Here is an 18,466-nt window from a genome sequence, read left to right as displayed (position 1 = left end):
TTAGTACTAAAAGCGTTTACACTCTTGATTATTTATTGGTAGATTATACCTTGAAAAAGGTTAGTTCACACTCATACTCCAGCTTTAGTTTTTGAAAAGGCTAGTTTCTGAATAAAATTTCATTACGACTGTCTACACCGATTTGAGGTAAAGAGTTCATCGCTAAGTGGGGAGTTAGGATACTAGGAACTACTTGAGGTAGTTGCAACTGTTTGATCAAATTTTGCAACAGTTTATCTTGCTCAGAACGGAAACCTGCTGGGTTTGTGCCACGGTTTAGGATTGCAAACCAGACCAAACCGCGATCGCGTGTAGGCATCACACCAGCTAAACTACTAACATCATGTAATGTCCCAGTTTTAATTACAGTCGCAACAGGAATATGTCTGCGGTGAATTGTCCCCCGATGATCCAACCCGGAAGTGAGAAATAAGTCAGCCAAATTCATCTGATGAGCGACTGCTTCCCGCTCTAGCGCCATGAACATTGCACAAATTGCTCTAGGAGAAATGCGATTTTCTGGGCCTAGTCCAGAACCATTGATTAATTGAATTTCTGACTGTGGTACTCCAGCCAGATGAGCAGCTGTTGATTGGACTACACTAAACCCTCCCACTGATTCTGCTAGCATCTCTGCCATATCATTGTTACTAAAAACGTTCATCTCCTTGATAAGTTGTTGTAAAGGCAAAGATCGATGGCGCACTAACAAATTTTGTTGGGGAGTGGATTGTAAATTTACTTTAACAGTACCCGTAATTATGACTTGTGGCTTTGGCGTTCCCTTGGGCATAGTTGAATATTGGAAAATAACAGAGCGATTCCATGTGGCATAATTTAGTGCTTGTTTGAGCATTTGACCTGCCAAGAATGGATAACGCTGGAAGTTCATGGCGAAGTTACCAGTAATTACCAAATTTCCCTTTACTTGTTTGATGCCTATTTGATTGAGAGTATTTCCTAAAGCTATTCCTTCCTGCCAAACAAACATCGGATCTCCACCACCAGCTATGACTAAATCACCTTCCAATACCCCATTTACTACCGGCCCAGTGGCACTTACCAAAGTCTCAAATTGGTGGTCTGGCCCCCAGGTTTTAAAAGCAACTAATGAGGTAGCAATTTTGGTTAAAGAAGCAGCTGGCAGAGGTGTTGTACCTTGGTGATTAGCCATAAGCATTGGCCCTGACTGTATCCAAATCCCTTGGTTTTCTTTCAAATTCTGTGCTATCAGTTTTGATGTGATTAGCTCCTTGAGATATTCTTGCACTGTAGTGTTTCCAGATGGATTCGGATCTGAGGCAAGAACCAAGCTAGGACTAATTTGCCAAGTTAGTGCATCTAAAGCATCTAAATAATTGATTTGGATTCCAGCTTTTTGTAGCCACAGCGTTACTAAGCCTGAACCTAATAACTCAAGCATAATTTATTCCTCTCTAATATGGGATTACGTGATTTGCTATGCTAAATTCTTCCGTCTTATAATTCGACTTGTCAATTCTTATGAATCAGCCTCATCAATTCAATAAGATGCCAACAGTCAGGAACTCTTACTTGTATTTACTTCACCAGCTTTACTGCAAACTGTACTTAAGACTATAAAAAAGAGCATATTTGATCGAATGTAGAGAATATCTGTTAAGAAAACATCCACAAGATAACAGTCATCTGTGACATAGTTATGACCAAGTTATGGCATAAATGTGACGTTCACAAAACTACTATATTTAACTGTTTTTACAGTAGTTTAGTTGGTTAAATATCTGTTTGATAAATTTGATCAAAATTTAGCGAAATAGACTATAAGCAATTTGTCATTTTGACAGTTTTTTCCATGCTTACATATACAATATGATTAAAAATTTTTATTAAATTAATAAGAAAAAATATTTGTTTTTATAATTTAAAAAATATAAAGTAAAACCAACTAACCAGTGTGAAACTAATTGGTGTATTAACCCATAAAACCAAATAGTGGAGAATAAACCTTGAATACTCTGGATTTTTCGCTATTAGTATGGTTTGGCTCCTTGAGCGCTGGATTTTTAGGAGCTTTAACAGGCTTGGGTGGTGGCGTAGTAATTGTTCCTTTCCTATCTGTAGTTTGTAGAGTGGATCTTCACTATGCTATTGGTGCTTCCTTAGTATCTGTAATTGCTACATCTAGTGGAGCAGCTTCTGCTTATGTAAAGGAAGGTTACACTAATATGCGGCTAGGGATGTTCCTAGAAATAGCAACAACCTTTGGCGCTGTAGCTGGAGCGGTTGTGGCAGCGAAGATTTCTACTGGAGCGATCGCTATTGTGTTTGGGATTGTTTTACTTTATAGTGCGTACCTATCTCGTAAACCCTACTCCGAAAACATCGATAATTTACCGCCAGATCCCCTGGCAACACGCTTGAAGCTAAATAGTACTTATCCAACTTCTACGGGAGAACAATCTTACAACGTGCGTGGTGTTCCCTTTGGATTTGGGCTAATGTTTATAGCTGGTGTATTTTCCGGCTTGCTAGGTATTGGTTCGGGAGCGCTCAAGGTGCTGGCAATGGATCAAATAATGCATATTCCATTCAAAGTTTCCACAACTACCAGCAATTTCATGATTGGAGTAACAGCAGCTGCTAGTGCAGGAATATATCTAAACCGAGGTTATATCGACCCCGGATTAGCAATGCCAGTGATGTTGGGAGTACTGTGTGGTGCTGTATTGGGGGCGCGAGTACTTGTCAGAGCCAGGGTACAACTTTTGCGAAATATTTTCAGTGGTGTGATTTTGGTACTGGCGCTGGAAATGATCTACAAAGGTCTAACTGGGAGGCTTTAAAATGGTTCTAAACAGACGTACTAAGTTTGAGCAGCGTTTTGAGCAATTTATTGGCAATCTGTTAAGAGTCGGGGTTATCCTTGCTACCGTTCTGGTTCTAACGGGTGGAATTTTGTACTTAATTCGCCACGGGACTGAGGTTCCTAATTACCAGTTTTTTCGGGGAGAACCAGCAGAGTTTCGCACTCCAGCCGGGGTAAAAACATCAATATTATCAGGTCGTAACCGAGGCATTATTCAACTAGGACTACTGCTACTGATTGCTACTCCAGTTATGAGAGTGGTTTTTTCTCTGTTAGCTTTTGTTCGACTCAAAGATTATACCTATGTAATTGTGACTCTAATTGTACTGAGTGGGCTGATTTACAGTCTCATTGGAGAAAATTCTTAGATACGTCTAAGTTGGCTTAGTATTACTTATGTTACTCTTGTACAAAGAATACATACTATTGTCTCTCTTATGGCAAGCTGTTGGAGCCGAGGGAGCAGAAGGCGAAGGGTGCAAGGAAAAAATAATAGTTAGTACAATACTTTCTTTAATAGCTTCAAGAGCTTATTAGAAAAGTGTTAGAAGTTGCAAACTCGCACACATACCTTTAAATTACTATTTTGTCAATCATTCTTGTTTATCTTTTTGAAAAAAAATCAAAATAGCTCGTATTACTTTATTACTTTAGAGTTTAGATACTATACAAGTTTAAAAGCTTGTATAGTATCTAGCCTGATGAGACTACCAAATAAATTTGAATACTCACTTCTAGCGATGTTGGCATTGGTAGATTCCTACCAGAATGGCGAGCCAATGCAAATTAAACAAATAGCAGAGCTAAAAAGTATACAAAATCGCTACTTAGAACAACTACTAGCAACATTAAGATGTCGAGGTTTAATTAATAGCATACGTGGCGTGAAGGGCGGCTACATCTTAGCACGTGACCCCCGAAAAATCACAGTTTTAGATGTTTTGACTGCCATAGAGGGAGTAGAGATTGATGCACCTGCCAACAATACAACTATTGAAACTATGGAATCGGGCATAGTGGAGGAGGTTTGGCAAGAAGCCTGTCAAGCAGCTAACTTCGTTTTCCAAAAGCATTCACTCCAAGACCTTTGGGAAAGACGGTCTAAACGTCAACAAAGGGAACTTATGTACTATATATAAAAAGGTAAATATTGTAACAATGTTTAACAATAATCTTTTTTCCGAACCTTTTGGTGAAACAACTGATGTGGAAATTTGGCTTAGTCGGGCTGGGCTAAAATTTGAAGACTTAGGTAATGATCTCACTAGTGTAGCCATTCGTAAGCAATGGCGGGAATATCAAGCGGCAGTGCAAAGATGCTGTGCAACCTTGCATCAACCACCAGAACGTGTTCAACTGAGTGGCGTTTATCAAAAGTTGAGAATACCTAGTAGTGAAGCAATGAGGTATAAAGTTCTTTAATTGGCAATCTTGCGATGCGGCACTCAAGCAGCAAGACAGTAGTAGCTTCTGGGTGAGTGAGGAGGGTGACTTCCTCGCTTAGACTCAGATGTTGTTTGCGTCCATGTATCTTTTTGATGGCATCATAGGCTACATCAATGCAAATCATCGTTGCTGCTTCCACTGGTTGACTATCAACTGCCGCTTCTGATGGACTAGGGCGTGTCATCAATTTAAGCAGATAACAGAAGCAGCTAAATAAATTGCACCATTTGGCTTATCCTAAGAATCCCTGATTCCAGTTTACCTAATTGATGACACGCCCTAGATAATATATGGCGCATCTAAATTAGACTTTTTGGAGCCTGAAGACTTGCTGTGAGGTTTTCATCTGGAAAAATTAAATGCGTCCGTCTCAGCTTAGAACATTTTTAATTTGATTTCGGACGAGGAAAATTAGAAGGTGGCTGGAAGTTTTCTACTGGTACATCTTTGAGTGCCTTCTGCATAAAATCACGCCAAATAGGAGCAACCATACCTCCACCTGTCGCGTGGCTAGATAATTGTCGGTTGTTGTCCCTCCCTACCCAAATGGCAGTTGTTAACTGCGGTACTGTACCAATAAACCAAATATCTTTCTCTGAGGAAGTTGTACCCGTCTTTCCCGCAACTGGACGACCTATATCTGCACCTCTACCAGTTCCTTCTTTAACTACCGTTTGCATTACATCTAAAATTGCTGCTGATGCCCAAGGGTCAAGAACTCGCTGAGGTTGAGGAGTATTATCTATTAACACATTGCCACTACCGTCAGTAACACGGGCAATAATCGTTGGAGGCGACTGCCAGCCGTAATTAGCAAAAGTCGCATAAGCACTAGCCATTTCTAGCGGTGTCACACCGATTGCACCTAGTGGTAAAGAACTCACCGGTTCCATCGGACTCATAATTCCCAAAGTACGGCAAGTTTCAATTACTTTATTCATACCCACAGCTTTGCCAATTTTGACTGCGGGGACATTACGAGACTGGGCTAGGGCTGTACGAATCGGTATTGCTCCCATAAATGTATTATCGTAGTTTCGGGGAGAATACCAACCATTACCATCACGGTAACTAACTGGAGTATCTAGAATTGTTGTATTGGGTGTAAATTTACCACTAGCAAAAGCAGTATAGTAAACAAACGGCTTAAAAGAAGATCCTGGCTGACGGTGGGCTTGAGTTGCTCGGTTAAATTCGCTAGTTTTTGAATCTATACCACCCACTAGTGCTTTAACAAAATGTGTGCGAGGATCAATTGCCACTAAAGCGATTTGATTATTTTTTAATCCCTGACCTTCAAGGGTTTTATGCCATTTCTTGATAGTTTCTTCTGCCATCATTTGGAAACCTGCATCTACTGTAGTTTGTACCTGCATTCCACCTTTGAGTAATGTTTCACGCCCAAACTTTTTAATTAATTCTTGGGATACGGTATTAGTAATATAAGGCAAAGCGCTACCTTGAAATGACTTGATTTTACCAAGTTTAATTTCTTGATTGAGGGCATCATTATACTCTTGCTGAGTAATCCAATTAAGTTCTAACATTCGCCCCAATACTTCTTTTTGTTTTTGTTTTGCCAGCTTGATACTCACAAAGGGGCTAAATTCTTCTGGAGCTTGAATTAAGCCTGCCATCATCGCTGATTCGCCCAGAGTCAAATTTTCTGCTGATTTATTAAAGTAAGTACGTGCTGCTGTTTGAACACCATAGTTATTGTGACCCCAGTAAACTTGATTAAGGTACATCTCTAATATTTGATCTTTACTGATAACTTGCTCTAAGCGAATTGCTAATACCGCTTCTGCGATTTTTCGGGTAACAGCACGTTTTTGAGATAAGAAAATATTTTTCACCAATTGCATGGTGATTGTAGAACCACCTTCTCGCACACCTCCAGCTGCCCAATTGACTAAAGCTGCACGTCCAATCCCAACAGGATTAATCCCGTGATGATCGTAGAAGTGACTGTCTTCGCTGGCTAATACTGCTCGTTTGAGATTAGGAGAAATTTGATTTAGAGTTACTACTTCTCGATTAGCTTCTCCATGTATACTTGCTAAAAGCTTACCTTTAATGTCATAGATATAACTTGTTTCTGAGGGGAAAAAAGTTCGTAGTTGTCTAACATCTGGTAGATCGCGGAAACTAATAGCTAAACCAACTAGTCCTCCCGCTAAAACCGAACTTGCTACCATTGTGATTGATAAGAGTGTACCACCAGTTACTTGACCAACTCCTTTGAAAAACTCAAAACGAGATAAAGCGTGAATTTCTGAGTGTTTTTTTGCAAAACTTTTAGTCGAAGACACGGCAATTATACTTCCTCACTTATAAATATAACTACAATTTATTTAGTTTTGGTAATTTGATATCTTGCACTATTATCAATAATCGTAGGTATCAGTGCGTAATATACAACGTAAATATCTGAGTTTAAATCAACTAGGAAAATTGCTATTTGTATATGATTGCAAATTTCTATTTCGACTCCATAAAACTCTAAAAAATAGATGGCTAGTTTTTTTATGCAGCTACTTTATTACCATTTTGTATAGTCTTCAACACTTAATTAACTCCCGGAATTGGTGGAATTTTCTCAAGATAAATTAATGCTTCTATTACAGATTTAACAATTGGTGCGGCGACAGTACCACCATAAACATTTTCTCCTTTCGGCTCATCTACCACTGCCAAAACTACATAACGGGGAGACTCTACTGGTAATATGCCCAAAAAGCTAGTGATGTAAGCGCCTTTTTTATAACCGCCAGTGGAACTTGCTTTTTGTGCTGTACCAGTTTTACCAGCTATATGATAACCGGAGATTTGTGATGCTTTTCCAGTTCCTTCTTCAACCACAGTTTCCATCATTTTCACCACCTCTTGAGTTGTAGTGCGTGAGAAAATTTGGCGTGGTGTGGGGAAAGTTGGTGAGTAATGTATCTGTCCTTTGCTATCAATTAGTCCCCGAACTACATGAGGTGTAACTAATTTCCCACCGTTAGCTAAAGCTGCGTGTAATTGCACTATTTGTAATGGTGTGAGGGAAAATCCTTGCCCAAAGGAGGTAGTCGCTGGTTCTATAGGTGAAGCAACAAATTTTTCTTGACTTCTCAACTGTCCGCTAACTGCAAATGGCAAATCTGTATCAACAGTTTGCCCTACTCCTAAGCGTTGAAGCCAGTTGTAATAGACTGAAGGACGCAATCGCTGCATAATTTCCACCATGCCAACATTGCTAGAGTATTGGAGAATTTGAGCAATACTAATTCTTCGATAATTGTTTTCCTCAGCATTTTTAATAGTGTAGTTGGCTACTTTAATGAAACCAGGATCTTTAAATACATCATCTGATTTAATAACGCCATTTTCTAAAGCGATCGCTACATTTAAAGGCTTAAATGTTGAGCCTGGTTCATAAGTATCCGCTACTGTCCAATTTTTAAACAGTGAAATATCAGCTTTGGAGTATTCGTTAGAGTTATATGTTGGCACAGATACTAAAGCCAGCAAGGAACCATCCAAAGCATCCATTACAATTACCGCTCCCCGTTTTGCCCTAAATTTCTCCATTTGTTGCTTCAGAGCTATACGGGCGCTTCGTTGTAGGCGACTATCAATAGTTAACTGTAGTTGCAAATCATCAAAATCCAGCAATCCTACAGGAGCATAATCTGGCATAAATGCGCCGTTACCTGTTCGACTAAGCCGTACATTTTCCACAGAACGTTTCAGCAAATCTTCTTGGCTGTATTCCACACCTGCTTGACCATTACGGTCTGTATTGACATAACCTACTACATCTGCAACTAAATCGTTCTCTGGGTAAAATCGGAGGTATTTTTGAATCAACTCTAAACCATTGAAGTGCAATGCAGTTACATGAGTAGCAGTTGATTCTGGGAGCGTAGAAGCAAGTAAAATGCCACTTTTTTGACTTTGAAAAATTTTCACTAATTCATTAGCATTTTTGTTAAGTATTGGGGCAAGTTTTTGTGCTATTTGTTCATCAGATTGTTTAAACAGTTTTGGATGGGCGTACAGAGTATATACAAGACGGTCACAAGCCAAGATATTATGATTACGATCCACCACCATTCGGCGGGGTATAAAAGGCTGTAAAGTTACCATCTGCTGATTTCGTGCTTTCTCTGTTAGCTTTGCTCCCTCTACAATTTGTAATTTATACAAGTTGATAACCAGTCCTAAAACTGCTGCCATTAAAATACACCATACTAAAAAAAGTCTGTGTCTAGTGTTTCGTATTTGGTTTGGTGTATGGGTAGTAATTTTTTTCTTTTTATTTTGTCTAAAAACACTCTCTCGCTTTGTAACTGCGGGATTCCTGGAACTCTGTAATTTCACTCTACTTGCTCATGATGATGAACGATATTTATTGACAATATTCATTGAACAGTAAGGCATGAAAATTTACGAAACCCTGAAATAATATTCTAATACCTCATCTGTATTTTCCTAACGCTACACCTTAAAAGTCTAAAAGTTGGGTAGAATTCGGGTAAAAATCGGGTAGTAAAAGTAAGAATGTTGATTAATTCTAAATTTCAATATAATTCGCATAAATTATAGATGAGATAATAGAGCAATCACAGTTTATTTCATGATGATATAAGAATATCTTTTTATTTAGAGAATTTATTCGGTTTAGTGGGTATTTACATAGCCAATAGAAAAGAAAGCTTTTGGAGTGGTAATGAGTCTTACTATATAAAATTAAATATCTCCAAAAAAATAAAAATTAATTGTTTTTTTGGAGATATTTTAGTGCAGAGGAGCTTGAATTTAAGTAGAAGTTTAATATCTATTTGTGGAGATTTAAGGCAAAAATCGGGTAGAAATCGGTTAGTAATAAAATTTTTGAACTAAGCCTAATATTTAGAAAAATCTTTACTTTGATGTCAGGTCTTGGATAAGATATGGACTCTGAACCATTAATGATTAATTAATTTTTCTATGAAATGGTCACTGGAAAGGAAATGGATTGCCTCTGGCTTTGGCTTGAGCTTATTATTAATGGGTACAGCTAGTCTTATTTCTTACCAAAATGCTACTCAGTTAATTGAAAGTAGCAATCAAGTGAAGGACACACATGAGGTAATGAAAAATGTTATTGACATCTTCGCTACACTAACCGATGCAGAAGCTGGACGTAGAGGTTATATTCTTTATAGAGAGCAATCAGAACTCAAACGTTACTATCAGGCAATGCAAAGCCTGGATGCCAAAGTTAAAAAATTGCAGCAACAGCTTGCTGATGACTCTTATCAACAGCAGCAAATAACGAAGCTAAAATTCCTCATTGCTCAAAGAGTTCAATTATCTAAACAGTCGATTAACCTCAAAGAAGTAGGTAAATCAAGCTTTGCTATTCAAGCACCTCTACTTACTCAAAGTAATCAAAACCGTAATCAAATCCGTGAAACGCTTACCCAAATGCAAGCTAGGGAGGAACAGTTACTGCAAATCTCAGTCAGACATTCCCAAGAGAATATCCGCAACCGGATGTTGATTGAATTCCTCGGTACTTTCTTGAGTTTTGCCATTTTATTAGGCGTTTATGCCTTACTTTATCAACAATTAGTAAAGCGCCAAGAAGCAGAAGCTATTCAACAGACTTTAGCTCAAGAAAAAGAACTAAGTGAATTGAAGTTACGATTTTTTTCAATGGTATCCCATGAATTTCGTACACCATTGAGTATTATATTAGGGTCGGCTCAACTATTGGCTCAAAGTAATCAGCAGTGGACGGAAGAGAAGAAACTTAAAAATCTGTATCGCATTCAATCTTCAGCTAGGTCAATGAACCAGTTACTAACCGATATTTTAACTTTGACTAGGGCAGAAGCTGGGAAGTTAGAATTTCATCCAGAACTGATAGATTTGGAAGCATTTTGCATTAATTTGATCGAAGACCTCCAATTTTCTAATCAACAACAGCATACTATTAAATTTATCAGCCAAGGGAACTGTACTCATGCCAAACTAGACGAAAATATACTTTATTCGGTTCTGAGTAACTTACTCTCAAATGCAATTAAATATTCACCTCCAGAGGGAAGTATTTTTTTAGTTCTTAGTTGTGAATCATCCGCAATATTTTTCCAAGTTAAAGATAATGGGATAGGAATTCCTGAAGAATTTAAAAAACACTTATTTGAGCCTTTTCATCGTGCTAATAATGTAGGCAAAATTGTTGGCAGTGGACTAGGACTTGCTGTAGTTAAAAAATGTTTAGAAATACATCATGGAGAAGTTTATGTAGATAGCGAAGTAGGAGGTGGAACAAGTTTTACGATAAAATTTCCTCAACAGGTAACAGTAATAGTAAAGAGTAAATTAAGCAGTCATGATTAAACTTAAATCTTTTGGTTATAAGATTTTCATCCTTACTATTTAACAAATTAATTTCGAGAGGAAGATGTCACAAATATACCTGTTAATACAAAATATTATTATAAATAACTCACGCTAATTTAGAATAAACAATGCCACACGTATTACTTGTAGATGATGAAGCGGCTCTTTGCGACAGTCTCACCTATACACTACAAAAAGAAGGTTACACGGTGACTACAGCCGCCGATGGACATAGTGCAATCAAACAGTTTCACAAGCAAGTACCAGATGTAATTTTGCTTGACTTAATGTTACCGGAAGTTAACGGTATGGAAGTTTGCTGGCGAATTCGGGCATTTTCCAATGTACCTATTGTGATGCTCACAGCTAAAGATGAGGATATTGATAAAATTTGGGGGTTAGAAGCAGGTGCAGATGATTATATTACTAAACCTTTCAACACCCGCGAACTACTAGCACGCATCAAAGCAGTATTGCGTCGTCGTTCTGGAGAGCAGCCTTTATGAGAGGCTGGATACCTGGGATTAAATTAAATACAATTTATGCCAAGCTGTTAGGTACATACCTGATGCTAACAGCTTTTGGAACGTCGTTGATGGCAGGTTATATCCTTTGGTCGTTCCATGATTATTTTATGCGATCGCGACAAGTAGATTTGGATAACTGGACGAGCGCGTTAAGTGAAAGTGTAGCAGATGCACTAGAAGAAAAAGATATTAAACAGGTAAATTTACTGGTGCAACGCTATGGCGCACCACAAACTGTAACGCTACGTGTTTTTAGTCAACAAGGCAGTTTATTAGCCACTTCTGACCCCAAGTTAGACAGCCAGGTTAAAGATTGGTATCAAGTTCCGGGAATGCGGGAAGCTCTACAAAATCATGTAAAACAAGGAATTGCCAAAGGCGTTTTATCAAACGACGATCGCCTCTACATTACCAGACCTATTGAGCGTAACGGTCAATTGTTGGGCGTAATCCGAATGTCTATGACTTTGGAGCAGTTTCAGCGACAGTTTGCTAGGGTAATTTGGAGTATTTTAGGAACGCTAGCAGTAACGATTCTACTGTGTGCGTTAATTAGCAGTCGGTTTGCTCGCAGTCTCTCAAAACCAATTGAGATTATGCGGAACTTTGCTATTCGCTTGGGTGGCGGTCATTTTGGCGATAAACTAACGATCCATGAGAACAATGAGTTGGATCAATTGGCAGCAGAACTCAACCGGATGAGTGAGCGGTTAGCTTCCTTAGACAAAGAGCGACGGGTGTTTTTAGCCAATGTCTCCCACGAATTACGTACTCCTATAAGTAACGTTCAGGTGACAGTAGACGCACTCAAAGCAGGAGCATCTGAAGAACCAGAATTACGCGATCGCTTTTTCCAAACTATCGAAAGCGAAACCAAACGTTTATCACGATTGATTCATGACTTGCTGGATTTAGGGCGTTTGGAAGCAGGAGTTTTTGAACTAGAAAAGCAACCCATCTCGCTGTATGGATTAATTAATCGTGCTGTTAACGCATTAGAACCACGAATGCTATCTCTGGGAATTTCTACACAGGTGAACGTGGGAAACCTAATGATCCAGGGCGATCCAGAGCGGTTATTACAAGCGATTCTCAATTTGTTGGATAATGCGATTAAGCACTCACCAGCCAATTCTCAAGTATTTATTTCTGCATACAGCCAAGGCAAACAAGCTATTATTCAAATTCAAGACCAAGGAAAAGGGATAAAAGAGGGTGATTTACCCCGAATCTTTGAGCAATTTTATACAACAGACCCTGCACGCAAAGGTAGCGGTAATGGTCTAGGGTTAGCAATTTCTAAGCGGATTATTGAAGCCCATCAAGGTAGTATTATCGCAAGCAGCACATCAAATCAAGGGGCAACTTTTACTATATACTTGCCGATGATTCGTAATTCGTAATTTGTCATTCGTAATTTGTCATTTGTAATACTCTATGGGTAGGGTTGCGCCTAGTAATTAAGTTTTGACCATGATAACTGTACAATTACTCTTACGAGAAATATTCTCGGCAATATTTCCTTGAATCGCTTGTTGTAGTAAACTTTCACGGCTAGCTCCCAGAACAATCACATCACTGTTATCAAGTTCAGCACACTTGAGGACAGCATCAGAAACAGAATTGGCACGAACTGGAGTAGCCATCACTTTACCGCTAACTCGGCGTTGCAGAAAGTGAACAGATTTATCTAATAATGTTGTGTCAGGAATCGAGTTAGTAGGCTGGAAAACCTGACATAGCTTGATTTGGGGCGATGTACTTAGAGAAGCCAGAGCAGGTAATAACTTAATTGCTTGGCTGGAGTTAGGTCCACCTGCCATTGGCAACAACCAACGGTCAAAGGATCTTTTATCATCTAATTTAGCCAAGATAACATCACAACCTGCCTGTCGAATTATCGTATCCACCACTCGGCTAAAAACTCTACCAGGAGTTGATGTACTGCCTTTCCATCCCATCAGCACCAAGTCAATGTGTCGTTCTTTGACAGTCTCCAAAATTGCCCCAGCAACATTATGGGCAACTCGGATCTGGGTATGAACGGGAATCCGCGAATTTTCTCCTAAAAGTATTGCCCGTTGCAAAAGTTGAAGACTTTTGCTGATTTGTACTGGTGTTTCCGATGGGATGCGGCCAGACGGAACGATAATCACTTGTAGGCATTCTATTTCGTAATTGCGATCTTTGGCGATCGCAACTGCCATTTCCAATAAAGTCTCGGCTGTCTGTGGATGTGAAAGTGGTACTAACAACCTTCCTTTGCCTGTAGCTGGAGCGCGAGTTTGGTAAACCACATAAGAAGGTGCTGATTTACGTTCTATTTGTTCGCTATTACCACTCAGTTGCTCTGCTTCTACACGGATAATATCACTACGAGTAATAATTCCTATGAGTTTTCGACCTTCTGTAACAGGCAAGCAGCTGAGGTGATAACGATTGAGTATATGCAGTACATGAGCCAGTGTAGCTGTGGGAGTTACTGTCACTGGCTCTGGTGTCATAATCTCGCTAATAGTTGTATCTTTGCCTAACTCTTGCGAAGCAATGTTAACTAAATCTTTTTGAGTAATAATACCAACAACTTTACCATTCTCTAAAACTGGGAAGTTGCGATGGTGAGAGTCAGAAAATGCCTGTACTGCTTCATCAGTACTCATTTGGCTAGAGAGAGTTTCCACACGCCGTTGCATCACATCTACAGCACTCAGTTGTGCTAGAAGTCCCTCTGTGCTAGGCTCCTTGGTGATGTGAATCCCTTTCCACTCTAGTAGAAGGTCGTAGAGCGATCGATGGTCAATTTTTTCTGCTACTAAATAGGCAACCACAGACGCAATCATTAGCGGTAGCACCAGATTGAAATCTGTTGTCATCTCAAATACAATGACGACTGCTGTAATTGGTACCTTAGAGACGGCGCTAAAAAAGGCAGCCATGCCGACATGAGCATAGACTGTTGCAGCACTCATTCCTAGTAAACTGTGTTCAACAGCACCCACTAAGTAACCAAGGGCGGCTCCCAACACCAAGGTTGGAACTAGTAAACCCCCTGGCGCTCCAGAGCCGTAGGTAAAAATAATTAGGGTAAACTGAACTAAAAGAGCGATCGCGGCAAATGACCAATTAGTATTACCCGCAAGCAAAATTTCTCTCAGCCCAGCATGATCGCGAAAGGCAGCAGGTAAAAAGGCGATCGCCAAACCACTGACTAACCCAGCAATTCCAATTCGCCAAGGTAAACTCACATGTAGCAGGCGGCGGTTAATTGCTAGACTCTTAAGAATACCTTTATTAAATAGAATGCCTAGAAGTCCCGCCAATACTCCCAAAATCAAGTAGAAAGGAATTTCTTGAGCGAAGAAAGTTGTATCGGGAAGACCTAAATTTAGATGATTTAGATCCAGGTTGTGGCTACCATAGAGCCTAGAGATGACTGAAGCGATGAAAGAAGCCAAAATCGCAGTCCCAAGAGTGATACCTGACACATCTTGGAGTAATTCTTCCACTACAAATAGTACACCTGCGATCGGTGCATTAAAAGCCGCAGCTAATCCCGCCCCGGCTCCGGCGGCGATCAGTTGACGACGATGCTCTGGTGAAGTCGGTACCCAGTTACTAAGTTGATTTGCCAACGCTGCCCCAATTTGGACAGTTGGCCCTTCCCGTCCCAAAGGCATTCCCGAACCTAACACTAACGTAGCGCTGATCAACTTCACCAAAGCAATCCGCAGATTTAACGGCATCGGTACGCGAGCCAATACAGCTTTGACTTCAGACATCCCACTACCTGATGCTTCCGGTGCGAAGCGCTCTACTAACCAACCAGCTAAAAGTCCCCCTACTAGTCCAATACCTGGTAGCACCAAGTAGGCAGGCCAATGGTAAGAAATACGCACTCGCAATGCGCCTGCCCAATCTACTGCCTGTCCTAAAAGAACTGCCGCTAACCCAGAAACTAGACCAATCAGGCAAGCTTCCACGAAAGCCAAGCGCCTCGGTTGAAGCAGTTGACGGGAAAGCCTCAACCAGAGAATTTTACCCCTGGCTAACATATTTTTAGCAATCACTTGTCATCAATGAAGGTATATAAATGTCTGAAATGTCTTACCGTTCACCCTATTCATAGGGTTTCATAAAAAAATGAAATCACAATGAAATTTTTCTATGCCTAAAGATAGATATGTGCAATAGCAGTACAAAACTTGTAACATCTTGTACTGCTTGAAAGTGGGTATTTGTTAGCAGCTCTTCTGATTTTATTTTTGCTGTCGTACTACTAAAATCTATATGAATGCAACATTTAATAGGCTGCTTGAGTGGTTGCGAGATTATATATCCGTAGATACTGTTACACTCCTACTTCCAGTTGCAGACCTACAGAGTTTAGCTGTACAAACAACCATTGGACTAGAGGAAGAAATTACATAACAAATCCGTATCCCTATCGGGCGGGGCATTGCTGGTCATATTGCCGCCAGTGTGGAGCCGATGATGGTTAATAATCTGTCAGCAGTAGAGGTAGTGAGTCCAATTCTGCACCAGAAGGGATTGCAATCGCTCGTTGGCGTTCCATTACCTGTTGAGGAAGGAGTGATTGGGGTTCTGCACGTTGGTAACTTTAAATCTCACAATTTTACTGAGCGCGATGTACAGCAATTACAACTTATTCCACATCGTCTTGGGTTGATCATAGCGGATGCCAGACTTTAAACTTCGTGGGCGATGCGATCGCTACAACTAGGAATGTTATTATTTCTTATCCACCAAACCTACAGACAAGGAACTAAATTTTGCTTTCTTCCAGATGTGGAGGCGATGTCTACGACGGGCTGCGCCTACGCTCTTTGCTGATTTTGCTTAACCCGCTTAAAGACAGCATTTCATTGACAAAAACGAATATATTTTTAAAATTGCAAGAAATTGGTAAAAATAGGCTGTTTTGCCAATTTGGGTACTTAGTTTGAGGAGTAGTATTGCATTCTAGATGTTCTCTAACTTGCATTCCCACAGCATATGCAAGCAATGGGGGTACCGAATTTCCGATTTCTCTTTGGGCGTGGAGTATTGCCTCACTGAAATTAAACCAATCAGGATAACTGTGCAAACGAGCAGCTTCTCTTACAGATATAACCCGTGGTTGTTCTGGATGGAGGGGACGTAATGCGGTGCGGTTGCCACTCCCCGCTCTTAACGTCACGCAGAATCCATCCCATTGCAGCTTTTTTGATTTGGATTTAGCTTCTCTCGCACCTGGGGGAGTGTTGATAAATTGCTGAATTACTTGTGGTGCATGTATTGTCGCTGCGAATCCCGTCTCAATGTTAGTTACTATACCAAGATTTGGGAATATTTTTTCAAGATACTTAGCATATTCTCCCTTCACCCAATCTGGATGCCATTCTTGAGTGTTTTGCTTGGGGAGTAGGGGGACTGGCGACAAGTCCGCGATCGCATCTCTAACTGTATGTTGAGGTTGATGCTTTGGCGGTATAATTTCTCCAAACTTAGATGCAACAAAAAACACCCTTTTTCTAGCTTGGGGAACCCCGTAATCTGAAGCCGTGAGGTTCCATTTGCTAAGGAAATAATGTTCTTCTAGCACTGCTTGGAGGTTAGCAGTAATGCAGCCAAACTTCTGATTCTCAATCCCCGGCACATTCTCCATGATTGCTGCCAGAGGATTGAGTTCCAACACCAGCCGAACAAACTCCCCTACCAATGAGTTTCTCTCATCTTCAACATTTTGCAGTCCAGCAACACTAAATCCTTGGCATGGTGGCCCACCAAAAACGGCATGAATTTCACCGTCCCAATCTACATACTTCGTCTGAATACAGGCGCGTATTTCTTCCCCTGTCACCTCCCGAATGTCTTTGCACAAGACTGTGGCGTGCGGGAAATTATGTTGGTATGTTGCTAGGGCGATGGGATTGTTATCAATGGCGATTCTCCTTCGGAGACGCTACGCGAACGCTATTTCAAATCCTGCTGCTTTAAATCCCAAGTCAAACCCACCCACCCCGGAGAATAGGCTAACAGCTATTTTTTTGTTTGCTGCTGTTGAGTTCATTGAGATTCTAATTAATGTTAACTTCTTGCACTTGGCTTTAAAGACATATCAATTACAATCAGAGTTCTGCCTGACTTTCAAATCTGCCAGCCATCTGTCTAACCGACTATTACTAACTGTTTCTTCTATTAGTGGGTAATCTGTAGTGAAGACTTTATATACTCCTCCTGACTCCATCTCATAAAAATTGATAATCAACCCTTCACGTTTGGCATTACTAAGCTTTTTGATTGCTTCTGGAAGCATCTGCCATACAGATTTCCTTTCCGAATCCGAGAGGAGGTTCCAAGCTTCTTCTTTAGCTTGTTGATATTGCCATAGTCCCCAGCGCACTGAGGAATAATCTGAAGCTTTCCGCAATATGTCTGCGAGGACTTCTGCATCAGTTTCTGGGACTTCATTTGTACCGAACATCCCAGCCAATGTACTTTCTACTGCCTGAATCTCATCTTCTTCAAAGTCAATGTTTGACTCTTCAGGTTCTTCCAGGTATTCTTCGCAATCATATTCTTCTGTATCCCTTTGCCACAAGGTTTCAAGTTCTCGCTGCATTACCTCAAGGTTTGTTGGGTTGACGATATTTTCATCGTTGACAGCAATCAATTCTTCTATGGTGTCAGTGAGTTGTTCACAAGAGATTAGTTCTTCAAAAGAGCCGATTTCATTCTTGGCTATCTCAGCTTGATGCTTTTCATATAGGTCAGCGATCGCCTTTCTGACAATTCGCTGTGGTGACAGTCCCAATTCCTCTATTAAGTTCTCGGTAAACACCCCTGTTTGGTGGTCATCCTCCATAATTTTGCCGAAGGTGTAATATCTATTTCCATCTGGTGTTGCTCGCCAGTTGCCATCTTTTCTTTCTTGATTCATGGCTTTGAGAAACAATCTTCTTTTCTCAATCAGTTTTAACACTAATCCACAAGTCAATCCACCAATAGGAATACCTTTCAATTCATCAATTAGGATTTTGTAGTTATGGGAACATAACCGAAGTAGTACCGATATTGGTAAAACTGCTAAGTGTTCCGGGCAACTGATAAATGCTTGAAAATTCTCGGCAATTAGGAGCGATCGCCTTGACTCAGCACTGCCCTTGTCCCAGCCGTACTCTTTTAACAGTGCGCGATATTCTTTTTTGGTAAGCTAATCGGCATTTAAATTGCAACATAGCCACTATTGCCTTTGTTTTTTATC

Annotated in this window: 16 protein-coding genes; 9 read left to right on the top strand and 7 right to left on the bottom strand. The window is 40.2% G+C overall.

All coding sequences use genetic code 11. The annotated features are described in order from the left end of the window. Positions 1-100: 100 nt before the first annotated feature. Positions 101-1,423, bottom strand: coding sequence for a D-alanyl-D-alanine carboxypeptidase (locus HWQ37_RS04775; RefSeq protein ID WP_292744474.1), 1,323 nt, complete (start codon positions 1,421-1,423; stop codon positions 101-103). Positions 1,424-1,988: 565 nt separating this feature from the next. Between HWQ37_RS04775 and HWQ37_RS04770 the strand changes: the two genes are divergently transcribed. The 4 genes from HWQ37_RS04770 to HWQ37_RS04755 all read left to right on the top strand — a co-directional run bounded on the left by HWQ37_RS04770 (position 1,989) and on the right by HWQ37_RS04755 (position 4,270). Next, on the top strand, positions 1,989-2,825 hold the full coding sequence (locus HWQ37_RS04770) for a sulfite exporter TauE/SafE family protein (RefSeq protein ID WP_292744472.1): 837 nt from the start codon (positions 1,989-1,991) through the stop codon (positions 2,823-2,825). 1 nt (position 2,826) lies between these two features. Continuing rightward, positions 2,827-3,216: a DUF1634 domain-containing protein gene (locus HWQ37_RS04765; protein WP_292744469.1), complete on the top strand. Its 390-nt coding sequence runs from the start codon at positions 2,827-2,829 to the stop codon at positions 3,214-3,216. A gap of 333 nt (positions 3,217-3,549) precedes the next feature. Then, complete coding sequence (locus HWQ37_RS04760) at positions 3,550-3,987, top strand: RrF2 family transcriptional regulator (RefSeq protein ID WP_292744466.1); 438 nt, start codon at positions 3,550-3,552, stop codon at positions 3,985-3,987. Between the two features lie 19 nt (positions 3,988-4,006). Beyond that, positions 4,007-4,270 (top strand): hypothetical protein, encoded by a 264-nt coding sequence (locus tag HWQ37_RS04755; RefSeq protein ID WP_292744463.1) that lies wholly within the window; start codon positions 4,007-4,009, stop codon positions 4,268-4,270. On the opposite strand, the gene HWQ37_RS04750 is transcribed toward HWQ37_RS04755, so the two are convergent. The 3 genes from HWQ37_RS04750 to HWQ37_RS04740 all read right to left on the bottom strand — a co-directional run bounded on the left by HWQ37_RS04750 (position 4,236) and on the right by HWQ37_RS04740 (position 8,518). Then, positions 4,236-4,478 (bottom strand): hypothetical protein, encoded by a 243-nt coding sequence (locus HWQ37_RS04750; RefSeq protein WP_292744460.1) that lies wholly within the window; start codon positions 4,476-4,478, stop codon positions 4,236-4,238. The genes HWQ37_RS04755 and HWQ37_RS04750 overlap by 35 nt on opposite strands. A gap of 202 nt (positions 4,479-4,680) precedes the next feature. Further along, the gene (locus HWQ37_RS04745; RefSeq protein ID WP_292744457.1) at positions 4,681-6,606 is read right to left on the bottom strand and encodes a transglycosylase domain-containing protein; all 1,926 of its coding nucleotides are present in this window, start codon (positions 6,604-6,606) and stop codon (positions 4,681-4,683) included. Between the two features lie 256 nt (positions 6,607-6,862). Further along, on the bottom strand, positions 6,863-8,518 hold the full coding sequence (locus HWQ37_RS04740; RefSeq protein WP_292744454.1) for a peptidoglycan D,D-transpeptidase FtsI family protein: 1,656 nt from the start codon (positions 8,516-8,518) through the stop codon (positions 6,863-6,865). Between the two features lie 753 nt (positions 8,519-9,271). Here HWQ37_RS04740 and HWQ37_RS04735 point away from each other — a divergent pair. The 3 genes from HWQ37_RS04735 (at position 9,272) to HWQ37_RS04725 (ending at position 12,605) form a co-directional block, all read left to right on the top strand. Further along, positions 9,272-10,672, top strand: coding sequence for a sensor histidine kinase (locus HWQ37_RS04735; protein WP_292744451.1), 1,401 nt, complete (start codon positions 9,272-9,274; stop codon positions 10,670-10,672). A 131-nt stretch (positions 10,673-10,803) separates the two neighbouring features. Further along, complete coding sequence (locus tag HWQ37_RS04730) at positions 10,804-11,181, top strand: response regulator transcription factor (protein WP_292744448.1); 378 nt, start codon at positions 10,804-10,806, stop codon at positions 11,179-11,181. Continuing rightward, positions 11,178-12,605, top strand: a complete 1,428-nt coding sequence (locus tag HWQ37_RS04725) for a sensor histidine kinase (RefSeq protein ID WP_292744446.1) — start codon at positions 11,178-11,180, stop codon at positions 12,603-12,605. Before HWQ37_RS04730 ends, HWQ37_RS04725 begins: the two co-directional genes overlap by 4 nt. A 57-nt stretch (positions 12,606-12,662) precedes the next feature. On the opposite strand, the gene HWQ37_RS04720 is transcribed toward HWQ37_RS04725, so the two are convergent. Beyond that, the gene (locus tag HWQ37_RS04720; RefSeq protein ID WP_292744480.1) at positions 12,663-15,254 is read right to left on the bottom strand and encodes a chloride channel protein; all 2,592 of its coding nucleotides are present in this window, start codon (positions 15,252-15,254) and stop codon (positions 12,663-12,665) included. 235 nt (positions 15,255-15,489) lie between these two features. Between HWQ37_RS04720 and HWQ37_RS04715 the strand changes: the two genes are divergently transcribed. Both HWQ37_RS04715 and HWQ37_RS04710 read left to right on the top strand, forming a co-directional pair. Further along, entirely contained in the window at positions 15,490-15,630 is a 141-nt protein-coding gene (locus tag HWQ37_RS04715) for a hypothetical protein (protein ID WP_292744443.1), read from the top strand. Positions 15,631-15,690: 60 nt separating this feature from the next. Then, positions 15,691-15,912 (top strand): GAF domain-containing protein, encoded by a 222-nt coding sequence (locus HWQ37_RS04710; protein ID WP_292744440.1) that lies wholly within the window; start codon positions 15,691-15,693, stop codon positions 15,910-15,912. Between the two features lie 109 nt (positions 15,913-16,021). On the opposite strand, the gene HWQ37_RS04705 is transcribed toward HWQ37_RS04710, so the two are convergent. Together HWQ37_RS04705 and HWQ37_RS04700 are read right to left on the bottom strand one after the other, a co-directional pair. Beyond that, a complete protein-coding gene (locus tag HWQ37_RS04705; protein WP_465249665.1) occupies positions 16,022-17,128 on the bottom strand; it encodes a DNA cytosine methyltransferase in 1,107 nt (368 codons plus the stop codon). A gap of 192 nt (positions 17,129-17,320) precedes the next feature. Next, positions 17,321-18,142, bottom strand: a complete 822-nt coding sequence (locus HWQ37_RS04700; protein WP_292744437.1) for a hypothetical protein — start codon at positions 18,140-18,142, stop codon at positions 17,321-17,323. Positions 18,143-18,466: the final 324 nt, after the last annotated feature.

Source organism: Nostoc sp. NMS4 (assembly GCF_017115095.1).
In the GTDB taxonomy this organism is placed as follows: Bacteria; Cyanobacteriota; Cyanobacteriia; order Cyanobacteriales; family Nostocaceae; genus Nostoc.
The sequence above is the reverse complement of the archived record's forward strand: the minus strand, read 5'-3'. Positions and strand labels throughout refer to the sequence as shown.